Source organism: Bacteroidales bacterium (assembly GCA_016707785.1).
GTDB lineage: Bacteria > Bacteroidota > Bacteroidia > Bacteroidales > UBA4417 > UBA4417.
This window is the reverse complement of record JADJGZ010000018.1, coordinates 50,826-75,912: the sequence shown is the minus strand read 5'-3', so window position 1 is coordinate 75,912 and position 25,087 is coordinate 50,826. Positions and strand designations below refer to the sequence as shown.

15 protein-coding genes and 1 pseudogene are annotated in these 25,087 nt (G+C 41.2%); 3 read left to right on the top strand and 13 right to left on the bottom strand.

The window, feature by feature from the left end; all coding sequences use genetic code 11:
• Positions 1-97: 97 nt before the first annotated feature.
• From secDF to IPH84_11530, 4 genes are all read right to left on the bottom strand, one after another.
• Positions 98-3,223, bottom strand: a complete 3,126-nt coding sequence (gene secDF, locus IPH84_11545; GenBank protein MBK7173842.1) for a protein translocase subunit SecDF — start codon at positions 3,221-3,223, stop codon at positions 98-100.
• Positions 3,224-3,397: 174 nt separating this feature from the next.
• Complete coding sequence (locus IPH84_11540) at positions 3,398-3,589, bottom strand: cold shock domain-containing protein (GenBank protein MBK7173841.1); 192 nt, start codon at positions 3,587-3,589, stop codon at positions 3,398-3,400.
• A 766-nt stretch (positions 3,590-4,355) separates the two neighbouring features.
• The gene (locus IPH84_11535; protein MBK7173840.1) at positions 4,356-5,135 is read right to left on the bottom strand and encodes a hypothetical protein; all 780 of its coding nucleotides are present in this window, start codon (positions 5,133-5,135) and stop codon (positions 4,356-4,358) included.
• A 108-nt stretch (positions 5,136-5,243) separates the two neighbouring features.
• Complete coding sequence (locus IPH84_11530) at positions 5,244-6,359, bottom strand: endonuclease/exonuclease/phosphatase family protein (GenBank protein ID MBK7173839.1); 1,116 nt, start codon at positions 6,357-6,359, stop codon at positions 5,244-5,246.
• Positions 6,360-6,490: 131 nt separating this feature from the next.
• Between IPH84_11530 and IPH84_11525 the strand changes: the two genes are divergently transcribed.
• Positions 6,491-7,366 carry an endonuclease/exonuclease/phosphatase family protein gene (locus tag IPH84_11525; protein ID MBK7173838.1) on the top strand — a complete coding sequence of 292 codons (876 nt, stop codon included), beginning with the start codon at positions 6,491-6,493 and terminating at the stop codon, positions 7,364-7,366.
• A 14-nt stretch (positions 7,367-7,380) separates the two neighbouring features.
• Positions 7,381-9,606, top strand: coding sequence for a T9SS type A sorting domain-containing protein (locus IPH84_11520; GenBank protein ID MBK7173837.1), 2,226 nt, complete (start codon positions 7,381-7,383; stop codon positions 9,604-9,606).
• A gap of 66 nt (positions 9,607-9,672) precedes the next feature.
• Here IPH84_11520 and IPH84_11515 read toward each other — a convergent pair whose 3' ends face one another.
• The 7 genes and pseudogenes from IPH84_11515 to IPH84_11485 form a co-directional block, all read right to left on the bottom strand.
• Entirely contained in the window at positions 9,673-10,404 is a 732-nt protein-coding gene (locus IPH84_11515) for a TIGR00730 family Rossman fold protein (GenBank protein MBK7173836.1), read from the bottom strand.
• Positions 10,405-10,499: 95 nt separating this feature from the next.
• Positions 10,500-13,354: pseudogene (gene uvrA, locus IPH84_11510) on the bottom strand (excinuclease ABC subunit UvrA).
• A gap of 37 nt (positions 13,355-13,391) precedes the next feature.
• On the bottom strand, positions 13,392-14,396 hold the full coding sequence (locus IPH84_11505) for a lytic transglycosylase domain-containing protein (GenBank protein MBK7173835.1): 1,005 nt from the start codon (positions 14,394-14,396) through the stop codon (positions 13,392-13,394).
• A 113-nt stretch (positions 14,397-14,509) separates the two neighbouring features.
• A complete protein-coding gene (gene rfbC, locus IPH84_11500) occupies positions 14,510-15,055 on the bottom strand; it encodes a dTDP-4-dehydrorhamnose 3,5-epimerase (GenBank protein ID MBK7173834.1) in 546 nt (181 codons plus the stop codon).
• A 69-nt stretch (positions 15,056-15,124) separates the two neighbouring features.
• Positions 15,125-16,516: a dihydrolipoyl dehydrogenase gene (gene lpdA / locus IPH84_11495; protein ID MBK7173833.1), complete on the bottom strand. Its 1,392-nt coding sequence runs from the start codon at positions 16,514-16,516 to the stop codon at positions 15,125-15,127.
• A 263-nt stretch (positions 16,517-16,779) separates the two neighbouring features.
• Complete coding sequence (locus IPH84_11490; protein MBK7173832.1) at positions 16,780-17,487, bottom strand: hypothetical protein; 708 nt, start codon at positions 17,485-17,487, stop codon at positions 16,780-16,782.
• 136 nt (positions 17,488-17,623) lie between these two features.
• Positions 17,624-18,085 carry an Lrp/AsnC ligand binding domain-containing protein gene (locus IPH84_11485; GenBank protein MBK7173831.1) on the bottom strand — a complete coding sequence of 154 codons (462 nt, stop codon included), beginning with the start codon at positions 18,083-18,085 and terminating at the stop codon, positions 17,624-17,626.
• Positions 18,086-18,357: 272 nt separating this feature from the next.
• Here IPH84_11485 and IPH84_11480 point away from each other — a divergent pair, with 272 nt between their 5' ends.
• The gene (locus tag IPH84_11480; GenBank protein MBK7173830.1) at positions 18,358-19,539 is read left to right on the top strand and encodes an aminotransferase class I/II-fold pyridoxal phosphate-dependent enzyme; all 1,182 of its coding nucleotides are present in this window, start codon (positions 18,358-18,360) and stop codon (positions 19,537-19,539) included.
• Positions 19,540-19,574: 35 nt separating this feature from the next.
• On the opposite strand, the gene IPH84_11475 is transcribed toward IPH84_11480, so the two are convergent.
• The gene (locus tag IPH84_11475) at positions 19,575-21,779 is read right to left on the bottom strand and encodes a cation:proton antiporter (protein MBK7173829.1); all 2,205 of its coding nucleotides are present in this window, start codon (positions 21,777-21,779) and stop codon (positions 19,575-19,577) included.
• Positions 21,780-21,973: 194 nt separating this feature from the next.
• Entirely contained in the window at positions 21,974-24,853 is a 2,880-nt protein-coding gene (gene gcvP, locus IPH84_11470; protein ID MBK7173828.1) for an aminomethyl-transferring glycine dehydrogenase, read from the bottom strand.
• Between the last annotated feature and the right edge of the window lie 234 nt (positions 24,854-25,087).

The window sequence follows — 25,087 nt, the reverse complement described above, 5'->3', positions numbered from 1 at the left end:
ATGAGAAATAGTTAATAGCACAATACTTTGGATATAAAAAACGGAACTATATGTAAAAAAAATCGCCTGTAATTTACAGGCGATTTTTTTTGAAAATTTATTTTACAGATTGAGTACTGTTTGCAAGTTTTTTCTCTCTTCGCTTTCTCTGAATTTCAAGGAAATCATAAGCAATCGGAGTTGCATTGAAAATTGAAGAGTAAGTTCCCACTCCAATACCTACAAGCAATGCAAAGATGAACCCGCGGATAACATCCCCGCCAAAGATCATAATGGCTAAGAGAACCACCAGCGTTGTACCGGCAGTGTTAACTGTTCGTCCAAGTGTACTGTTCATTGCTCCATTCATATTGGTTTGCAGATCCCGTTTGGGATAGAGTGCGGTCCATTCACGGATCCTGTCAAAGATAATTACAGAGTCATTAATGGAATACCCGATTACAGTTAATACTGCAGCGATGAATGCCTGGTCAACCTCAAGGTTAAAAGGTAAAATGCTATAAAAAATCGAGTACATTGAGATTACTATCAATGAGTCATGGAATAGCGAAATAACACCTCCAAGTCCAAACTGCCATTTGCGGAAACGGATTGCAATATAAAGGAAGATCGCAAGAAGTGCAAAGACGAGGGCCATGATAGCTGATTTCTTAATATCATCAGAGATTGCTGGGTCCACTTTCTGTGAATTCAGGATTCCAATTGTGATATTTGATGTACTGAAATCATTAAAGCTAAGTTTTGCTTTGAACATATTCTGCAGACCGGCAAACATCTTACTTTCAATGATGGAGTCAGCTTTTTCTGATTTATCTTCCACCATAAATTTCGTGGTGATCTTTACCTGGTCATCTCCACCAAAAGTCTTTACTTCAGGTGCATCTCCAAATTGTTTTGAAAGTGATTCCCGAATATCATTTACTTTAACAGGCTGGTCGAAACGTACGATATAAGAACGACCTCCCGAGAAATCAACTCCAAAGTTCAAACCCTTGGTTGCCAAGGAGATCAGACCTATAAGGATGACAGCGATGGAAACAATGTACAATTTCTTGCGAATACCGATGAAATTGATCTTCACATTTGTAAAAGCATTAATGGTGTACTTGTTCCCAAAGGTAATGTTGATATTACGATTCAACATATTCTCAAACACGAGTCTCGAAATGAAGATAGCTGAGAAAAGTGAAGTCAGAATACCGATAATCAAGGTAGTTGCGAAACCCTGGATAGGTCCTGAACCGAACACATATAAAACAATACCGGTGATGATTGTGGTAACGTTACCGTCGATAATGGCGGAGTAAGCGTGTTTGAAACCATCGGTGATTGATAATCTTGTCCCTTTGCCTGCCCGGATTTCTTCACGTATTCGTTCGTAGATAATTACGTTTGCATCCACTGCCATACCTAAAGTAAGCACGATACCGGCGATACCCGGGAGGGTAAGTACTGCTCCGATAGAAGCAAGAACACCAATAAGGAAAAATACGTTGATAATAAGAGCCAAATTGGCAACAAGGCCTGCTTTGGAATAATAGAACTGCATGTAAAGCAGTACCAGGACGAATGCGATTACGAATGAAAGGAATCCGGAATTGATGGATTCTTTTCCAAGTGAAGGTCCTACAACTTCTTCCTGTACAATACGTGCAGGAGCAGGCAGTTTACCGGCTTTCAGAACATTTGCAAGGTCTTGTCCTTCTTCAATGGTGAAGTTACCACTAATAGAAGATCTTCCATTAGGAATTTCATCATTTACATTTGGTGCTGAGTAAACATATCCATCGAGAACGATAGCAACCTGTTTGCCAACATTATCGGCAGTGAGGTTACGCCAGATCTTGGCACCTTCTGTATTCATATTCATGGCAACTTCTACTTTGCCATTCTGATCATAATCCTGACGTGCATCAACGATAACATCACCACCGAGTGAGGCAGTATTTTCGCGATTTACTGAACGAAGGGCATAAAGCTCAAGTACTTCGGGAGCTTCTTTAGCAGGTTTAACAGCCCATACAAGGTTCAGGTTACGTGGGAAAAGGTTCTTTACTTTATTCAACAGGTAATTAACCCTTGCAGTATCCTTAATGGCAGCAAAACCAACGGTTGACCTGTCGCTTGGGTAGTATCTTCCATCTTTGCCCTGGTAAATTGCAGGACGCAGGTAAGCAAACAGGGGATTTTCCTTGGCATATTTTTCAAAACTCTGGTCATCCTTAGCTTTTGCAGAGGTATCTTTCTTTAACCTCTCAACCAGGTCAGATTTTGATTTGGTTGAATCAGCAACTTTTGCAACAGCTGCAGTAGAATCAGCAGATTTTACTGCCCCGGCTGAATCAGCAGGATTGATGTTGGTAGAGTCAGAAATATCAGTATTGGCAAGGCGCTTATTCGCTTCGCTGAAATAGCTTTCCAATTGGGTAAACTGATAGGTTTCCCAGAATTCCAGTTTAGCAGATCCTTGCAGGAGCTTACGTACACGCTCAGGTTCTTTGATACCAGGTAACTCAATAAGGATACGGTCGCTGGCATTTAATTTTTGAATATTTGGCTGTGTTACACCAAAACGGTCGATACGGTTACGAAGAATGTTAAAAGTACGATCGTAGGCATCATTACACTCAGTGCGGATAACGGCTAAAACCTCTTCGTTGGTAGAATTGGGTTTTATCTTATCCCTGAGTTCCATGCGGCCAAAGATAGCAGAGAGCTTGGCATTAGGATCTACTTCCTTAAAGGATTCACCAAAAAGGGTGACAAAGTTACTCTGGCTGTTTTTCTGCTTTTCGGCAGCGAGAGCCATAGCTTTTTTGAAAGTAGGATTTGTGCTGTATCCTGACATTGCATTAACTACATCAGCTACTGATACTTCCATAGTAACGTTCATACCACCCTTCAGGTCAAGACCGAGGTTGATTTCACGTTCTTTACACTCTTTGTAAGTGTATTTACGAAGCAGGATGTTGTAGACCGATTGGTTAGAAACCGAGTCAAGATAATATCGCTCGCGCACTGCTGCTAAAGAGTCGGCGATTGTAGCCTGTTTGGCGGCATCTCCTTTGGAAAGTTGTTTGGCAAGCGCCATAACCTCCTCGTTGTTAGCATAATTACTGGCTTTTTTCTCAGTAATCCGGGCAACGATGGTGAAGGAGAGTTGGAAAAGGCACACCAGGGCAAACGCGATAGCAAAAAAACGAATTGCGCCTTTATTCTGCATGTGATTAGAATTTAGATAGTTAACGTAAACGTACTTTTTTTGAGCCTGCAAAGATAGAAATGTATTGTCAAATAACAAACCGACTATCAAAAGAATAACCGCAAAACAATTTAAAATAAAAAACCCCGCATAGTGCGGGGTCAAGGAAATGTGTTATCAATACCTTCTATAAAACTATAGTTGTTTTACATTTACCGCATTCAATCCTTTCTTTCCTTCTTTCAAATCAAAAGAGACTTCATCGTTCTCTTTAATCTGGTCAACCAATCCGGTTACATGTACGAAGTACTCAGTTCCTGATTCATCGTCTTTAATAAATCCAAATCCTTTGGATTCATTGAAAAATTTTACTTTACCTTGTTTCATGATGTTTGTTAAAAAAATTTGCGCAAATATAGGGAAAAATATGTAACTCTGAACATTTTTGGGGATAAGTGAATATTTATTCTTAACCAGATAAAATAGAAGTATTTAAAGGATTGAAAATCAATTAATAATTGTAATCGCTCAGCTCCTTGAATTTCATTTTTTCAATATTTTTAACTCTGCTTAATACTTCAATTAATATCTAAGCCACGAATACACGAATTACAGCACGAATAAACACGAATGGATAAACTCCAAATCCAAGTCCCAAATCTCAAGTCCCAAATCTCAAGTCCCAAATCCAAAATGATAAACTCAAAATGCAAAATGCAAAATGCAAAATAGAACACAGATCATTCAGAAGAATTCTAGTTTGCTGGCAAAAAAATATCAAATAATCAACTCTAAATATTAAATGAAAAAGTAAAATTAACTTATTAGTTTTGAGTTTAGTGTTCAATATTAGACATTCGGGGTATCCCAATTCTGAAATCAGCAATCCGACACCTGGCTGACCAAAGCAATCTTACTCAATAATAATTATACTTTCAGTCGGGCAGGTCCCAAATCCATCCGCCAGCTGGCGGACCAAAATCCAAAATGATAAACTAAGTACCCAGAGCCATAGTCCACCCTTTGGAGCACCCAGCACCTTGGCACTTTGGCACTTTGGCACATCGGCACATTGGCACCTTGGCACATCGGCACCTTGGCACCTTGGCACCTTGGCACATCGGCTCAGCACTCAGCACTCAGCACCCAGCACTCATTTCCTGCTGCCAAAAACAATGTCGAGGGAAGGCCAGAGTTGCCAATGCTTTCCAAACGGGTAATTGCCATATGAAAGATTGTAACCGCCTTTGATTCTGAGTGACCGGCGAATATTCCACACCAGAAAGCCTGAATTTTCAGCAAAGAAATTCTGTTCCTTACGGCTAAGTAGGAAAAAATGCACTCCTTCTTCATAAAACCATCTGCGACAGAGTTGTGCTTTATAGGTAACATCTCCTCTCAGGGAAATACCTTTATAATAATGTGCCATCCTTGGGTAAAACAGGGGAAGGTCAATGGTTGAAAGTGGGTCGACATCACCGGTACGTAATGCAATGGACGCTCCTAATCTGTATGTCAGCAATGAGGAATCACGGAGTTGACGACTAATAATCAGTCCATGATGTGTTGCAATTATAAACGGGAAATCAAACTCCGGTGAGAGTATCCCGCCGGTACCTTTCATGCTTACAAGATTTAAGAATACTGAGGGAATACTCAGGTTATGTTCTGATGCAAACTTATAATTGCCACCAGATGGCCAGGCTATTTTTACTCCGGCATTGGGAAGTAAAGGGAATAAAAAGGCAGACGATGTAATTTCGAGCCTTGGACTCATTCCGATTCTCAAAGGCTGAATGATGCCGGATTCCCATTTGCCTTTTGGCATAATGAAAGCCGTATGATTGCCCATGGCAGAAGTGACCGTCTGTGCAAAACCAATGGGATTAAGCAGTGAAATATATAGGAACGTAAGGATGAACAGTTTTTTCATTTGATTATTTTTTATTCATTCAATATCTGCCTTCAGCGCTATTATTGCTTGATTTGTAACTGTAAGTTTGTAATATAAACTAATCATGACTAGCGGATTGACAAGGAGTTACTCTTTGATAAGAACAAACTCTGCACTTACAGCCGCATGATCGGATAGTTCCATAGCATCCTGGTGGGTAATATCTGAATCCTTAACCCAGCGGTGGTTGGTAAACAGGTAATCCAATGTCCTGTCCCAGGTATGTTCCGGCCTGGTTGTGTGGGTGAAATAGGCGGATTGGTTGGATTGGTATGCTGTAAGAGGAACTGCACATTTATAGGATGAATATAAGGGAAGAATCCATGTCGACTCAGGGGTATAATCACTTCCCGGCTTATGCATGGGGTCATCACCTGGTTGATGAAATGATTCACCCGGGCACATATCCTCGTAACAGAAATCAGTTGAATCACTTCCCGGAGGAAGCGTATTAAGGTCACCTCCGGCTACAAAATATACTCCTTTTTCGTCCAACCGGTCGAGCTCAGCCTTGAACTCTTCAAAATGTTTCTGTTTGGTATCATCAGTTGCAAAAGCAGAGGCATGTATATTCAGGACTGAGAACTCTTTGAAGCCGGGTATCTTGATTGTGCCTGTAATAACACAGGAATGAAGGTAGAAATAGTTAACTATTCCACTTTGATCACCTCGTGTAGCAAGGTTGATTCTTTTTGATTCAGTGATTGGCCATGGAGATAGTATCACCTGCCCCATATCCATCCTGCCCAATCCATCACTGGGGATGTAAGCTGACTTCCATTCAGAAACGTAGGCGGCATAATTAAAGTGGGTGTGATCCAGAATGTACTGTAATTCATCGATATAGGCCGTCCGTTTAGATAGAATATCACACTCCTGGAGAAACAGGATATCAGGTTTTACAACATTGATTTGATTCACTATGTCTTCCAGGTGAGGCATCACTTCCTCTTTGCTCAATATTGTATTATTTCCGCATGCATCACCAAACCAGGGCGTCCGACCGATCCCAAATCTTATATTCCAGGTCATCACCCTGATTGCCGAATCCGGCAGGGGATAATCTTTCAGGTTTCCTGCGGTATACATAGTGGCATCCTCTGTTTCCTCAAAGCCTGTAGCCAATGGTTCACAAGAGTTAAATATGATTCCAGCCACAATGAACAGTAGCAATGAAATGCCATGTGTTATGATTTTCTTCATGATTATGTGCAAATTTTAAGAATCAAACATAGTGATAAAATTTTTAACTGCCACAGCGATCGCCAGAGATGTTTTTATTGTCGAAATTTGCAGAAATTGTTCTTGAATAGATTAAATAAACCTCCAGCGAAATGAAATTTCATGTTTTACCTGTTTTAATCGGGTGCTTTCTTATTCAATCCACCCTGGTTTCTTCACAATCAACTGCTGAAAATAACAGCTTCAATGTAATGACATACAACATCCGTTTCAACAACCCGGGAGATGGCGTAAATGCATGGCCTGAGAGAAAGGACAGGGTTTTTGAAGTTGTAAAAGAAGCTAATCCTGATTTATTTGGACTTCAGGAGGCTCTCATTGGCCAGATAAATGATTTTCAGAAGGTCTTTCCTGAATTTAAATGGGTAGGAGTAGGACGTGAAGATGGAAAGGAAGGAGGAGAGTTTTCCCCGGTATTTTATAATGCAAGTCGGTTCACTGCAGAATTATCAGGAACCTTCTGGCTTTCACAAAGTCCAAACATTGCCGGTGTCAAGGGCTGGGATGCTGCTTGTAACCGGGTAGTCAGTTGGGTTAAACTCACTGATCATAAGAGTGGCAAGACTTTTTTCCTTTTTAATACACATTTTGACCACATGGGTAAAATTGCAAGAAAGGAGAGTTCGTTTTTATTACTTCATGCTATTGACTCCCTGGCTAATGGAATGCCAGCAATTGTTACCGGTGATTTCAATGCAACGCCCGAATCAGAACCTATTCAAATACTGACTGGTGCTACTACAGAAATTAAACCTTTGATCAATTCGAGTGAACTGGCAACGAAAAGAACCGGTCCATCGTATTCGTATACGGGATTTGAATATGACAAAATACCCGAAGAACTCATTGATTATGTTTTCGTAAAAAATATCCCTGCGGTTTATTCCCATACCATAATCGATACCCGATATGGTAAGTATTATCCGTCGGATCATTTACCTGTTATTGTAAACATGGAACTGAAATAAGTTAAGTTCTAACCATGAAAACTGCCTTTAAACTATTTCTCCTTATACTCTTTCCTTGGTTTGCTGAAGCACAAAGCCTGGAAACTGAGATTTTCAGGGCCACCAGTCCCCAGGTTTTTGACAAGTCCGGAAATTCTCTCAGCTTTCCTTTTGCAGGCGGTATTAACAATGCTCAGTATGGAGCCATTGACTTAGATTTGGATGGTACAAAGGATTTATTAGTTTTCGACAGGCATGGTAATCGATTGCTTTGTTTCCTGAATGAAGGAACTACCAATACTATTGCTTATCAGTTTCATCCTGAATTTGCATCACAGTTTCCTGAAATCAGAGAATGGATCATATTGCATGATTTCAATCATGATGGGAAAGAGGATATCTTTACCTATACCACCGGGGGTATCAAAGTATTCCGGAATGATTCAGAATTATCCCTCAGGTTTACACAGATTACATTTCCTTATCTCGTTTCATACCAGGGCTCAACCTATAGCAATATTCTTGTTACCTATGCTGATTACCCTGGTATTGCTGATGTGGATGGAGATGGTGATACAGATATCCTTAGTTTCAAAGGACTGGGTTCATTCATTGAATGGCACCGGAATCTTTCGATGGATCTTTATGGAATCCCTGATTCATTAATTTATGAGCGATCCTCAAATTGCTGGGGCCGTTTTGCAGAAGCAGGAGAATCAAATATCATTCAATTGGATACTTGCCTGGATTTCAAAAATGCAACATTAAAAAATGGCGCCAAGCACACCGGGTCAACTTTATTGCCCTTTGATTATAGTGGTGATGGACTCATGGATCTGGTGCTGGGTGATGTGGATTATCCATCATTAGTATACCTGACAAATGGAGGCACATCCGAAGATGCCGAAATGATCTCTCAAACCTTGCAGTTCCCAAATCCTGATAACCCTGTTTTTCTGCCTTCCTTCCCGGCTGCCTGTCTTGTGGATGTGAATAATGACCTTCAGAAAGATTTGCTGGTGTCATGTTTTGATCCGGGCTTACTGCGGTCAGAAAGTAGCCGTAGTTCATGGTTGTATTTAAATGAAGGAACCCAATCATTTGAATTTATAAGTGATGCATTTCTTCAAAACCAGATGATTGACCTTGGTTCCGGTGCATATCCAACCATTTTCGATGTTAACCAGGATGGATTGCCCGACCTGGTGATTGGGAATTATGGGATACTGGATACCTGTATTTATAGTCCTGAAACCGGTTTACAATGCACTTATATCTCCAGTCTTTGTTTGTTGGAGAATATTGGAACTTTAACGACTCCTTCCTTCCGGATGATAGATACAGACTATCTTGGTTTATCGGAATTGAAAATGCAATCACTGATTCCCACTTTCGGGGATCTTGACGGTGATGGAGATGCCGACCTGCTCTGCGGGAATTCAAAAGGCAAGTTCATTTATCTTGAAAATACGGCCCCATTAGGTCAGCCTGCTGAGTTTATTCTTAATGACCCCGCTTACAGGCAGTTGGATGTTGGTGATTTTAGTGCCCCACAAATTTTTGACCTTGATTCAGATGGATTGAATGATATTATCAGTGGAAAAAGGGATGGCAGGATCTGTTATTTCAGGAATGAAGGTCCTGTTGAAAATCCACAATTTCTGCTGGTTACGGATTCATTGGGTGGCATCGATGTCACTAATACCTCTTTATCCTATTTTGGTTATTCTGTGCCCCATTTTTACCGGAATTCCTATCAAAAGCTTTATTTACTGGTAGGATCGGAGTTTGGAGAGGTTTTTATATTTGATGATATCATGCAGCACCTTGATGGACAATTTCCATCCCTTGGTACACTGAGGCTGCCTTACCAGGGATGGAGGACCGGGCTTACAACCGGGAACCTGAATGGAGATACAGTCCCTGACCTGCTGATTGGAAATTATTCAGGTGGATTGGGCTATTTCGAAGGTCTGTATGCGACTCTTGGTAATGAAGAACCTCAGGCTGGCAGGAAACAACTTAGCATATTTCCAAATCCTTCAAGGAAGGAAGAAGTGATGGTGGAAATTCCCGGTATTGAACCTGGAAGTAAGGTTTCCATTGAGATTCATCACATCAACGGCGTAAAGATCCTGGAGAAGCGAAAGACAGAATTACCCTTCAAGGTGGATACCAGGGACTGGAATGCTGGCATTTATATAGTTTCGGTTTATTCCAGCACCAAGCTTTACAGCGGGAAAATGGTTGTACTTCCATAGATAAATCCAGGAAGCACTTATTTATGCTTGAATGACGAAAAGTGAAACTGAAAAGATAATGCCAGGTTAGAAATTTGGTTTCAGGGCATATTTATGATAGTAGTCATCGATTACCGAAACAGCCTGAGCGGGTTCATCAACGAGAGTAAAAATATCGAGATCTTCTTCTGCAATATTCTTTTCTGCTACCATTCTTTCTTTAATCCAGGTGATTAATCCTCCCCAATATTCTTTACCTACTACAACAATGGGAAACCTAACCAATTTATGGGTCTGTATAAGGGTCACGGCTTCGAAGAATTCATCGAGCGTGCCGAACCCACCGGGAAGCACAATATATCCCTGGGAGTATTTCATGAACATTAGTTTCCTGACAAAGAAGTAATCGAAAGTGATGAGTTTATCAGGATCGATAAACGGGTTTGAACTCTGTTCAAAAGGTAACCTGATATTAAGGCCGACAGATTTTCCCCCTCCGAAATGGGCACCTTTATTAGCTGCCTCCATGATACCCGGTCCGCCACCTGAAATTACCCCGAAGCCTTTTTTAGTCAGCAGGTAGGCAATTTCTTCGGCTACTTTATAGTATTTATTATTGGAAGGAACCCTGGCAGATCCAAAGATCGTTACACATGGTCCGATCCTGGCCATCTTTTCATATCCTTCGACCAATTCAGCCATGATCTTGAATACTGACCATGAGTCATGGGATTTTGTAACATTCCAGTCTTTAGGAGTGATCGCCATGCGTATGCGATCTTCTTCACTCAGGTTAATTAATTCGTCTTCAATATGCATTGCAATAAATATTAAATGGTAGTTTGCGAAGATGATTCCAAAATAAACGAGGAACCGGGCAAGCTACTAGAATTAATAGAAGTTTCTTGAAAAGGTTATTGTAGTATTTCTTTTAGGTATTGGGCAGTAAAACTCTCTTCGTTTTTTGCCAGTTGCTCAGGTGTGCCTTCAGCGATTATTTTTCCTCCCCGGGACCCGCCATCGGGTCCGAGATCTACAATATAATCGGCCATTTTAATCACTTCCAGGTTGTGTTCAATAACCAAAACTGAATTTCCCCTGTCGACCAATTTATTAAGAACCTGCAGCAATACGTTAACATCCTCAAAATGAAGGCCTGTTGTAGGTTCATCGAGGATATAAAGCGTTTTACCGGTATCACGTTTTGAAAGTTCTGTCGCTAGTTTTACTCTTTGGGCTTCACCACCAGAGAGTGTAGTGGATTGTTGACCCAGGGTGATATATCCTAATCCTACTTCATTGAGTGTTTTGATTTTATGCAGGATAGAGGGAATATTTACAAAGAATTCTACAGCCTGTTCAATGGTCATTTTCAGCACATCATTTATCGATTTGCCTCTGTAACGGACTTCCAGGGTTTCACGATTATAGCGCTTTCCTTCACATTCTTCACATGGTACGTGCACATCAGGAAGGAAATTCATTTCTATTACACGTATTCCAGCTCCCTGGCATGTTTCACATCTGCCACCTTTAACATTGAATGAGAAACGACCGGGCTTATAACCCCTGATTTTTGATTCAGGCAATGCAGTAAATAATTTACGGATTTCATCGAAAACACCGGTATAGGTTGCCGGGTTTGACCTAGAGTTCTTCCGATAGGCGATTGATCGACTTCAATTACTTTATCGATTTTATCTATTCCTTCAATGGTATCATAAGGCAAGGGTTGCTGTTCTGACCGATAAAAATGTTTACTCAGGATAGGGTAGAGGGTTTCATTGATAAGGCTTGATTTTCCGCTACCTGATACACCTGTAATACATGTGAAGACACCTAACGGGAGACGCAGGTCAACATTTTGCAAATTATTTCCCCTCGCCCCTTTTAACAGGATGAAATCACCATTGGGTTTCCGCCTTTTTTCAGGAATCAGGATCTTTTTTTTGCCACTCAGGTAGCAACAAGTGATGCTGTTACATTGAAGGAGTTCCTCAGGGCTGCCTTTTGCAACAACCCTTCCACCATGTGTTCCTGCACCCGGTCCGATATCAATTACATAATCGGCTGCCATGATCATATCCTTATCATGTTCAACAACGATGACAGAATTACCTGTATCCCTGAGATCATGCAAGGCTTTGATCAGCCGGTGGTTATCCCGCTGATGCAATCCAATACTGGGCTCATCAAGAATGTAAAGTACCCCTACCAGCTGAGATCCAATTTGAGTTGCCAGCCTGATTCGTTGTGATTCGCCACCGGAAAGTGAACCTGATGGACGGCCAATGGTCAGGTAATCCAAGCCTACATCAAGAAGAAATCCCAACCGGCTTCTTATTTCCCTGATAATTTCATGGGCAATCATCTTCTTCCTGTCATCCAGGTTGGATTCCAATTCTGCAAACCAAACTGAGAGAGCATTGAGATCCATTTCAGCCAGTTCAGCAATATTTTTGCCATTGATCATGAAGCATAAGGCCTCTTTCTTCAGACGAAACCCATGACATTCGGGGCATTTCACCATATTCATAAATGAATCTGCCCATCGTTTCAATCCTTCTGAACTACTGGATTCAGTCTGATTTATGATATGTTGAACGATACCTTCAAAATTCAGTGAATACGTTGAGGTTACACCAAGATATTCATGAGCCACTTTAATAACTTCATCCGAACCATGCAGCATGGTATCGATGGCTTCTTCCGGAACCTGGCTCAGCGGGGTATCCATAGTGAAGTGATACTTATGGGCAATTGCATCCAGTTGCCTGAAGATCCATGTCGGCTTATATTCTCCCAAAGGAGCTAAGCCCCCTTTCCTGATGCTCTTTGAGGTATCCGGGATGATCTTATTGAAATCAATTTCTGAAATTTCACCCAGCCCTTTACAATGGTGGCAATAGCCATAAGGAGAATTGAAGGAGAAAGTATTGGGTTCCGGTTCTTCGAAAGAGAGACCCGTTTCGGGATCCATAAGTAACCTGCTGTAATACTGCGCTTTATTCGACTCAACATCCAACACCATCATCGCACCTTTTCCCTGGCGTAAAGCAGTTGTTACAGAACCTGATATCCGTTGAGCCGATTTACCGCTTACTTCAATTTCATCAATTACGACTTCTATATCATGATTTTTATACCTGTCGACCTGCATTCCGAAGTTGATCTGCACAACAGCACCATCAACCCTGACCCTTGAGAACCCTTGTTTCCTGATCTGTTCAAATAATTCACGGTAATGGCCTTTCCTGCCTTTAACCACTGGAGATAGCAGAATGACCCTTTTCCCGGCAAAATGTTTATGAATCAATTCAATAATCTGGCTATCGGAATACCTTACCATTTGTTGTCCGGAATCCGGCGAATAGGCATCTCCTACCCGTGCATATAATAATCGAAGGAAATCATAAATCTCAGTAATCGTCCCAACGGTAGACCTGGGGTTTCGATTGGTCGTCTTTTGTTCAATGGAAATAACCGGGCTGAGTCCGGTGATTTTATCGACATCCGGTCGTTCTATATCCCCTATAAATTGCCTTGCATAGGCAGAAAAAGTTTCCATATACCTACGCTGGCCTTCGGCATATATGGTATCGAAGGCCAAGGATGATTTCCCGCTTCCACTTAATCCGGTAATAACCACGAGTTTATTCCGAGGGATTACCAGGTCAATGTTTTTGAGGTTATGAACCCTGGCCCCGAATATTTCGAGTTGTTCTTCAGCAATCAGGTTGAGAGGAGCCGGGGGAGTCAAAATTTCCATAGGTTTGTTGTAGCAGGGATATAGTGATCAGTGGTTGTTATCGGAACAACCTGCCGGCAACAGCAGTGTCATTAAAAAATGATTCAGCCTCAACGGCCTGTTGCTGCAGCATTTCGAAATTATCGTACCCTTTTTTGGGTATCGTGAGCAGATATTTTTTACCGGCCTTAACGGTAAGTTTTTCCTTACGAAGCCATGGATTGAATTCTTTCAATATTTTATAGTTGATATTCAATCGGTTGGAATAATTAACCAGGCTAGCAATGGAGGAATCGATGCTTACGGTATAGGTTGGGATGGATGGATATAGGTCCTTATTCCTGAGAAAGAACCCAAACTCAGTAGGATGTTCATACAGCAATTTCAGGGCTACGATCCGGTAGATATACCTTGATGTTTCTGAATTAAGGTAGAGATCGTAGTAGTTTGAAATTTTTTGTTCTGATAAGGATTTCTGAATCCTTCCTTCACCGGCATTGTAGGCGGCAGCGGATAATGTCCAGTTTCCGAATATGCTGTATGAATTTGCCAGCAGTTTACAGGCTGCTATAGTTGATTTTTCCAGGTTATATCTTTCGTCAACCTCTTCTGTGATCTCTAATCCGTATCGCTTAGCTGTTTCAGGCATGAACTGCCAGATCCCTGAAGCCCCGGCAGGTGACACAACATTACTCAATCCGCTTTCAATAAGTGCCAGGTATTTAAAATCATCCGGGATATTGTATTGTTTAAGGATAGGTTCCATGATTCGGAAGTACCTGTTCGCTTTTTTCAGCAACAATAATGTATTTGATTGCCAATAAGAGTTAACAAGTAGCTCGCGGTCAACACCTTCCCTGACATAATAAAGATTCATCGGGAGTGGTTCTCCTGCAAAATCCAGTGTTGATGGGCTGAGCACAGCATAAATCCTGTTATTCTGCTGATAAGCCAGGGTATATTCACTGTCATTCTTCTTTTCTCTTTGATTTTCATAGAGAAGAAATCCTTCCAGCAGACAGATGGCAGATATGGCAATAATTGCGAGCGATTTCCAGGACATAGAGTAAGATCGGAAGGTGGATAAAGTGTATTTTATTTATTAAGCACTGAAAATTAACCGGCTAAATGAGATTAACCTGAATTTATGCCTATGAATTGCAGGTTCTTTAGGAATTATGGGAATAAGATTTCACAATTTTCCAGCAAGGGAGCAATTGTATCTTTACCAGACAAGGATGGGTTTTCGCAATCCCATCTGATTCCAATGGCTGGATCGTCCCATCGTATGCTTCCTTCAGAATCTTTATGGTAGAAGTTAGTGCACTTGTAAGAGAAAACAGTATTATCTTCCAGAGTCACAAACCCATGGGCAAAACCTTCTGGAATCCAGCACATCCATTTATTTTCGCCACTGAGGGTTACTGAAACCCATTGTCCGAAAGTAGGAGAGCTTTTCCTGATATCCACTGCAACATCCAGCACTGCACCTTGTATCACACGCACCAGTTTACCCTGGGCCCAGGGTGACTTTTGGAAGTGCAAGCCTCTGAGAACTCCTTTTTGTGACAGGGATTCATTATCCTGAACAAATCGGGTTTCAATACCCATCTGTTTGAATTTTTCTGCATGGAACGATTCCATGAAATAACCTCTCTCATCACGGAAGAGATCAGGTTTAATGATGATTACATCCGGAATGGAGGTGGCTTCGATTTGCATAGGTTGAATAAAGTGCTTAAAATGAGGTGATTGTGTATGGGATTATTTTCTATTTGTCAGAATGCAGGATTACAAATGAATCACTTCACCATAAGCAGCTGCAACGGCTTCCATAACAGCTTCACTCATTGTTGGATGCGGGTGTATCGATTTTATGATTTCATGACCCGTAGTTTCCAGTTTGCGGGCAACTACTACTTCAGCGATCATTTCCGTTACATTATCCCCAATCATATGAGCACCCAGCCATTCACCATATTTAGCATCGAAAATAACCTTGATAAACCCTTCTTTTGACCCGGAGGCACTGGCTTTTCCTGAGGCAGTATAAGGGAATTTGCCGACTTTGATTTCATAACCGGCTTCCTTAGCGGCTTTTTCAGTCATACCAACTGAAGCAATTTCCGGATGAGTGTAAGTACAGCCAGGAATATTTGAATAATCGATGGGTTCAACATGTAGTCCTGCAATTTTCTCAACACAGGTAATACCTTCATGAGATGCAACGTGTGCTAATGCCGGGCCATGAACAATATCACCAATAGCATAATACCCTTCTACATTTGTTTTATAGAAATCATCAACCAGTACTTTTCCTTTTTCAGTCTTAATACCCGTTTCTTCGAGGCCAATTCCTTCAATATTAGTAGCTATACCAACTGCTGAGAGGACAATATCACATTCAACAGTCTCAACACCTTTAGCTGTTTTGATGCTGACAATGCATACTTTATTCTTGATTTCCACCTTTTCAACTGTTGAAGAGGTCATAACCTTCATGCCTGATTTCTTGAAACTCCTCTCCAGTTGTTTGGAGACTTCTTCATCTTCGATGGGCACAACATTAGGCAGGAATTCAACCAATGTAACCTGAGTACCAATGGTTTGATAGAAATAGGCAAATTCGGAACCGATAGCCCCTGATCCTACTACCACCATACGCTTAGGTTGTTCCGGCAGTGTCATTGCTTCACGATAACCAATGATCTGTTTTCCATCCTGTTTCAGATTCGGAAGTTCCCTGGACCGGGCTCCTGTGGCAATGATGATATGGTTTGCTGTGATTTCTGTAGTCTTGCCATCAGCATCAGTGACTTCAACTTTTTTACCTGGCTTTAATTTCCCGAATCCAGGAATGTGGTCAATTTTATTTTTTTTAAACAGGAACTGAATCCCTTTACTCATTCCTTCGGCTACATCCCTGCTTCTTTTCACCATTGCAGGCAACTCAGCAGATACTTCACCTGTAAGTTTAACGCCATAGTCACTCAAATGGCTGGCATAATGAAATACCTGGGCACTTTTGAGCAAGGCTTTGGTTGGTATACATCCCCAATTGAGGCAAATACCCCCTAATTCAGCTTTTTCAACCACTCCAACTTTTAGTCCAAGTTGTGAAGCACGGATAGCGGCAACGTAACCACCTGGTCCACTGCCGATTACAATAATATCATAGTTCATTTAGAACACATTTTAAGTTGAATACAAAAGTATCAATTTTATGAATAGGGATGGCCTAAAAGGAAACCCTGAAATCTAACAAGATTGTTTCAGAAATGTTGATTATCTCACTTCAGTTGGTGAATAAGTCTCTTGGAACTGAATTATTCGGGTAGCAATAATTTGCAAAGTATCTAATATTAAAGGTAAGTTAAAACCGATTAAGAATGAGAAAGAAAAAACCGGCTATTTGGGGCCGGTTTTTTCTTTAAATTATTTGTTTTTTACTTGTTCTCATCTTCAGGATTGGCATTCAATAATTCATCCGGCAGCTGTTTTTCAATCACTTTAAAGTCTGCAGGGACTTTGAATTTATCGGCAGGGACCGTAACATCAAATTCAACCTTATCAGCAATCATTTCAACTGTTCCAAAAGCGAATTTCAAAGGAACATTTTTGTAATGAACTCCAGTAGCAATCATAGATGGGTTTGAACTATCAGGAATCATAGTATATCTTGTACCCTTAATACCGGCAATTGTTTCGGTTCCATCTTCTTTATAGGACATCTTCTGTTTCAATTCATCACTTAGTTCAGCCAGGTTTTGCTGAGCAAGGAATTCCTTTGGTAAGGATTCTTTATAAGCTTCCTTTTTAGCAATATTCTGACCATTTTGCATGTTTTCAAGTTCATAATGGATGTTAGTCAGGCCTTCACGAATATCAAAGGCATGTACTTTCATGGTTTGACCCATCATAGATCCTTCTGTAATAATCTCCCTGGTCTCGCGGTTGCCATAATCATCAAAAAAGACGGTCTGTGTAAGGGTCATGCCCATCATATTCATAGGCTTGTATTTGATAATGCCTGATTTTACCCCATAGGTACTTCCTTCTTTAGCCCCTTCAGGAATGTCTCCATTTTTTCCTGATTTACAGGCCATTAAAACAATCAATAAGAAAATCTGGGCAATGATGAATGTTTTTTTCATGATAAGATTTGGTTAAAGTGATTGGTTTTCAACGGTAAAAGTAATCTATTTTCATGATTCCTTCCATGTCAGGATATCGATTGATGTTTGTGAATGGGTAGCGGTGCGAAAATGAAAGGAACTATAGACTTTGGAATCAGATAATTACCGGAAGTTGTCGGTCGAAACCTTCTTCCAGTGAGATAAAGGTCTCTGTAAATGTAATTTCTGGGATGGATTGAATCTGTTCTACAATTATTTTTTTTAGATGCTCATTATTCTGCGTATATAATTTAATGAGCAAGGAATACTTACCAGAGATATGGTGACATTCCACGATTTCGGGTATATGCCGGATTTTACGGAATACTTCATCATGAGTACTTGTGCTTACCAGATTCACCTGTATCCCAATATAAGCACAAGTCATGTATCCTAATCCTTTAGGTGAAAGTACCACCTGGGCGGATGAAATAACCCCTGATTCTTTCAGTTTTTGTATTCGCTGATGGATTGCTGCTCCGGAAACCTTGCACCGGCGGGCAATTTCAAGATAAGGCATCCTTGCATCCTTGAGGAGATAATCGAGGATGCGTTTGTCCAACATATCTATTTTCATGAATTTGGCTACTTTTAGATTGACAGTTATCGATAAATAATTGTTTGTTTTAGTTACAATATTCGCTAATAATGTGGATTCAGGTTTCGAAATTAAAATAAAATGTTTAATATAGTTACAGATAGTAACATATTTCAGGTATTATTTAAAATACTGATAGATTTGCCTCGTAATTGGAGGGGCTATTCAGACAGACAATAAATCGGGTTTAATTAAAACTCATCCCTGATCCAATACTATCTTTCTAAACTACATTATTAATGTCAGGCTTTATGAAACATGATCCGGTGAATGCAATTTTTGATCTGAAGCAATTCGGAGAATATGGGGATGTGAATCCATCCATTACTGATTCGGCTACCTATACTTTTATGCAGGCAAAAACCATGACTGAAACCTTTCATGGTGAGACAGAAGGCTGTTTTCTGTATTCAAGGCACTGGAATCCCAGTAATAAATACCTGGCAGATGCCCTGGCAGCAATGGAAGGAACAGAAGAAGGCTGGGTGACAGCTTCCGGCATGGGTGCAATTACCAATACAATATTGCAAATGTGCAACAGCGGGGATCATGTTGTGTCGAGTATGACCACTTACGGAGGGACTTTTGCATTTCTACAGAACTATCTTCCCAAGTTCAATATTTCTGTCTCCTTTGTTGATATTACTGATATAGAAGCTGTTGAGAAAGCTGTTCGCCCTAATACCCGACTCATCTATACGGAGTCGATGACCAATCCATTGTTACAGATATCAGATATTCCAGCTTTGGCAACTATTGCCAATAAACATGGGATTAAACTGGTGGTGGATAATACTTTTACACCGATGATTATTGCCCCTGCCAGGTTGGGTGCTCATGTGGTGGTTTATAGCCTGACAAAATTCATCAACGGAAAGAATGATTGTGTAGCCGGCGCTGTTTGTGGCTCAGCTGAGTTCATCAATTCCCTGATTGATGTGAATAATGGCACTGCAATGCTTTTAGGCCCTGTACTCGATCCCCTGCGATCATCCTCTATTCTGAAAAACTTGCATACCCTTCATATCCGGATGCAACAACATAGCAGGAATGCATCCTTTTTAGCAGGTAAATTCCAGGAAGCCGGTATCAGAGTAATTTATCCGGGTCTTGAATCTCATCCCGGATATGCAGCTATGAAACGACTGATGAATCCTGATTTCGGTTTTGGTGGCATGCTTGCAATCGACCTCAATACTGCTGAACGTGCAGGCAAATTCATGGAACTAATGGAGATGAAGGATGTTGGATATCTTGCAGTTAGCCTGGGTTATTTCAAGACTTTATTCAGCAATTCCGGTAAAAGTACTTCCAGTGAAGTGCCTGAAGATGTTCAAAAACAGATGGGATTATCAGCAGGACTTATCAGATATAGCGTTGGTTTGGACCATGATATTGAAAGGACCTGGCAGAAAGATTCAATGGTGCCTTGAAAACCTTGAGAAATAACCCATGCAGATTGAAAGCGTCAGTTCTTTATTTTGAGAATCAGGACGGAGGGTAGTATTTCAGGATCATATTTTTTATTCGTAAACAGGGCTTTCCAATCATCAACGGCTAAAACCAGCAGATCATATCCATTTTCTGCATGAAGTTCCGGGATGAGTGCAGAGTAGGGTAGTAAGGAAAGTTTTGCCTGGGAATCTTCAGATAGTTCACTAGGCAATTCTGGAGGAAGACCTGTATCTTTTGAATTGATTAAAGTAATCCTGCTGGTTTCTTTCCGACCAATGTAGTTGTTTATCAGGCGGATGGCAAAAGTATTGGCAGTACCAGGAATTAACATCAGGACAGAGTTTGTTTCGGAATATTGTTTATTAACAAAAATTCCGAGGTTGCAATTACAGTCTGCGAGCATTCTTTTAATTTTTCCTCCCAGGTAATTACCTGAAAATACTGATCGGGCACTGCCGAGTAGCAGGAAGTCATATTTTTCCCGATTGGCAGTTCTAACTATTTCATTCTGAACATCATCGGTTGCTTTATAGATTGTGTTTATTGTGAGGCCGGCAGATTCGGCTGATTTTCGTATCGGGGCAAAACCCTCTTCTTCAAAGATAATAGCTTGTGCCGGATGAACTTCAGCACTTGGAGTCAGGTGAATCGCAGCATATTGATTGTTATCCAGGCTAGGATCTGGTGGAGAAATCTGCTGAGCCAATTTTAGCAGGGTACTACCCATTGCCGGAGGTCCGAACGAGATCAAAATCCTGAAGGGTTGCAATATTTTATCTGCGACAGCTCTTGCTTTTTTCTGGAAAAGATATTCAATAAGTTGTAAAGAAGGCGTTGTCATGAAGGTGGTAATCAATGCCATAAGCACCAGGATTGCAAAAATCTGCGGCGAAAGTATACCCAATTCATATCCAATATTCAGGACAACTAACTGTATAAGACCCCGGGTATTCATCAGCGCCCCGATTGAGAGGGAGATTTTCCAGGATAACCCGCCAAACCTTGCAGCCAATGCACTCCCTCCGAATTTTCCCAGTATGGCAATTCCCAGAACCCAGAAGAATACCTGCCATAAATGGCCTTCATTCAATAAGTTGATTTGAGTTCTCAAGCCGGTAAATGCGAAAAACAACGGAAGGAAAAGAACCAAACTTATGTCTTCAATTTTTTCAATAAGGTTTTTCTTGAAGTCCAGGTTGTGAGGCATGATCAAACCGGCAACAAAAGCTCCGAAAAGAGCATGAATACCTATGGTTTCTGTAATATATGCAGAGAAAAGCAGCAGGGCAAAAATGAGTGCAACCAGGGTCTTATTGATCGTCTCCCTTGAAATATAGATTTTCCCTACCTTGATAAGGAACGGTTGAACCAGGTACAACATGACGACCATATAAATTACAGTAAAGCCAATAGTAGAAATTGCTCCAATCATTGAGCCCGATTTTACTATTGCAATCACCGCAGCAAGGGCAGCCCAGGCGGTTACGTCATCAATAGCTCCACAAGTGAGTGACATCACACCCAGAGGGGTTTTTGTCAATCCTCTTTCCTGCAGGATGCGTGCAAGTATCGGAAATGCTGTGATACTCATTGAAATTCCCATGAACAGAGCAAAGGGGAGAAAACCAATATTTGCAGGGGCATAATCAACAAAAAGAAACAAGGACAGGATTACTCCGAGGAGGTATGGGAAAATAATGCTTGCGTGACTTACTAATACTGCTGTTCCTGCTGTATTACGGAGTAGTTTGAGATCAAGCTCCATTCCAATAATAAACATGAAAAGGATTAAGCCTATCTGGCTTAGGAACTGAAGGTTAACTAATGAGTCTTGCGGAAATACAAAGGTAAAAATGCCCGGAAAGAATAAACCCAGAAAAGAGGGTCCTAAAAGGATACCGGCCATTACTTCTCCTATTACGGCAGGTTGTTTAATTTTTTGAAAGAGAAAAGCGAATAACCTGCTGATCAGAATTATGATGAGTATTTGTAGGAGCAGAATACTGAGGGGATGTTGAAAGCTTTCATGAACACTCTCTGTTAGTTGCCCCCAAATACCAACTGAATCATGAGTTATTTCCTGGTTAAGTGTTGATGGATTTATGGCACCTCTGTGAAGAATTTCGAGATCCTTTCCTTTCTGCAAAATCAACCATATAGAAATGAGAAACACCACTATTGTCGTGAGATAAAAGATGGAATTTCGAGCTATTTTCATGAAAAGCGATCATCATATTTATAAGCGATGCAAAATTAATGCAATATTTACAAGGATGGTGACATGGCCAGGTTAAGTTTTCAACCGGAAAAAACAACAACGTTTTATCAGAGCCTTAGAATGTATTGGCCTGATAAAACGTTGATAGTATGTATTCTGTACTTTGTTGCGAGTTTAAATATCTTGAATTGTCACTATTGATAGTCCTCAATTGGTGCGCAGGAGCAAACGAGATTTCTGTCGCCAAAAGCATCATCAATCCTGGTAACAGCCGGCCAGTATTTATCTTCCCTGGCACAAGGCAGCGGGAATGCGGCTTTTTCTCTCGAATAAGGAAAGTCCCAATTGTCAGCTGTAACCATTGCTACTGTGTGTGGGGCTTTTTTGATCACGTTGATGGATTTGTCAACTTTCCCCTCTTCAAGCAGGGTAATATCTTTCCTGATATCAATCATTGCATCGGCAAAGCGATCCAATTCCGATAGCGGCTCGCTTTCAGTAGGTTCTACCATCAGTGTGCCAATAACAGGGAAAGCCACTGTTGGGGCGTGGAATCCATAATCCATCAATCGTTTTGCTATATCAATCACAGCCACATCTGCGGTCTTCAGGAATTGATTGCAATCAAGAATCATCTCATGGGCAACATGCCCTTTTCTTCCGGTATAGAGGATTTTGTAATGTCCTTGCAGGCGAGCCCTCAAATAGTTGGCATTCAATATGGCATATTTCGTGGCATCAGTCAGCCCTTCTCCTCCCAGTAATTTGATATAAGCATAAGAAATTGGCAGAATGAGAGCACTGCCAAATGGGGCTGCTGCAACAGCTGAAATGGCTTGTTCACCGCCAACCTTAAACTCACAATGCCCGGGAAGGAATGGTACCAGGTGACTGGCAACACCGATGGGGCCAACACCCGGGCCTCCTCCACCATGAGGAATGGCAAAGGTTTTATGGAGATTCAGGTGACAAACATCAGCCCCTATAATACCCGGATTGGTAAGTCCAACCTGGGCATTCATATTAGCGCCATCCATGTATACCTGTCCGCCATTTTCATGAATGATGGAGACAATTTCAAGGATATTTTCCTCGAAAACCCCATGAGTGGAAGGGTAGGTGACCATCAGGGCAGCCAGTTGATCCTTATGCTTTTCAGCTTTTTCTTTTAGATCCTGGGTATCGATATTCCCGTTCACATCGGTTTTAACAACCACCACACTCATTCCAGCCATAGCGGCACTGGCAGGGTTAGTGCCATGAGCGGAAGCAGGGATGAGGCAAATATTTCTATGGCTTTGACCCATACTTGCATGATAGGCGGCAATCACCAGAAGTCCGGTATATTCACCGGAAGCTCCTGAGTTAGGCTGGAAGGAGATAGCTGTAAAACCTGTGATTTCACATAATGCTTTTTCCAATTCATTGATCATGCTGAGGTAGCCTTCTGCCTGGTTTGCCGGGACAAATGGATGAATAGCCCCAAATTCGGGCCAGCTCAAAGGCATAAGTTCAACCACTGCATTCAGTTTCATTGTGCAGGATCCAAGAGGGATCATGGAACGGTTTAATGCCAGATCACGGTTCTCCAATTTCTTCAGGAACCTCATCATTTCAGTTTCCGAATGATAGCTATTAAAAACCGGTGCAGTGAGGTAAGCACTCTTTCGATCAAATTTTTCATCAAAGGATCTCATGAGTCCACAAACAGCCGGGTCACACACAAATTCAGAGAATTGCCTGTTACTGGCAGAAGCAAATATATGGAGTATGAGGTTTACATCTTCCAGGGTAGTTGTTTCATCGAGACTGATTACCAGTTGTTTAGAGTCAATATACCGGAAGTTCACATGGCTCTCAGTTGCCAGTTTACGGATAGCATCCATACTTGAACCTTCCGGAATCTCAACCAATACGGTATCGAAGAAATTGGTATTTAATTGTTTGTAATCATATTGGGCCATTTCCTGGGCCAATACTGCTGTAAGTATATTAATATGCCTGGCTATCTGTCTAAGCCTGTCAGGTCCGTGATACACAGAATACATACCTGCCATAATAGCCAGTAAAGCCTGGGCTGTGCATATGTTTGAAGTGGCTCTTTCGCGTTTGATGTGTTGTTCCCTGGTTTGCAGAGCCATACGAAGAGCCCTGTTGCCCTGGGCATCCACTGATACGCCAATGATCCTGCCCGGGATAAAACGTTTATACTCTTCTTTGGTAGCGAAGAAGGCAGCATGAGGGCCACCGAAACCCATTGGAATTCCAAAACGTTGAGTGCTTCCAAGAACCACATCAGCTCCCCATTCTCCAGGAGGAGTAAGCATTGTCAGACTGAGAAGATCAGCCGCTACAGCCACAGTAATATTCTTTTCATGGGCAGCTTGAACGATTGCTGAATAATCATTGATGCCTCCAAATTGATTGGGATATTGCAACATAATCCCAAACACTGAAGGATTCATATCGAATTCCTTTGTACAACTTACTTTCACTTCAATTCCGAGTGGAGCAGAGCGGGTTTTAAGAACCTCGATGGTCTGTGGGAATAGATTCCTGGAAACCATAAAGATATTTGCATTGTTTTTTACCGCTTCCCTGGATCTGGCATTATAAAGCATAATCATTGCTTCTGATGCAGCAGTGGCTTCATCCAGTAAAGATGCGTTAGCAATGGGCATGCCGGTGAGATCAATCACCATGGTCTGGAAAGTAAGCAGAGCTTCAAGCCTGCCTTGTGAAATTTCAGCCTGGTATGGAGTATAAGAAGTGTACCAGCCCGGGTTTTCAAATATATTCCTAAGGATTACCCCTGGAGTGATTGTATTATAATATCCCTGTCCAATATAGGACTTGAAGACTTTGTTTTTTGAAGCCAGAGCTTTTATATGCTCGAGGAATTCATATTCGTTTAATCCCTTAGGTAGATTTAGAGGCTTTTGTAACCTGATGGATGAGGGGACGGTTTCTTCTATGAGTTGATCAATAGAAGTTACTCCGATTGTTGAAAGCATTTTTGCCAGTTCCTTCTTTCCAGGACCGTTGTGCCGATCAATAAAGTTGTTGGTTATCATTGAGTTATAGAATTTATTCGTCATTTCTTTGGTGTGACAAAGTTAATAATCTTACAATGTCTCATTCATTTTCGCACCTTATTGTTAATTAATTAACGGGCTTGTTGATAAAAGCTATTCATATCGATGATTCAACACTCATTTTGGTTCCATATTCAAGCGGAACAGGGTTAAATTCAAATAACTGACTACCCGGTAAAACTCTATCGAAATAGCGAAACCTGTCAGGAATGA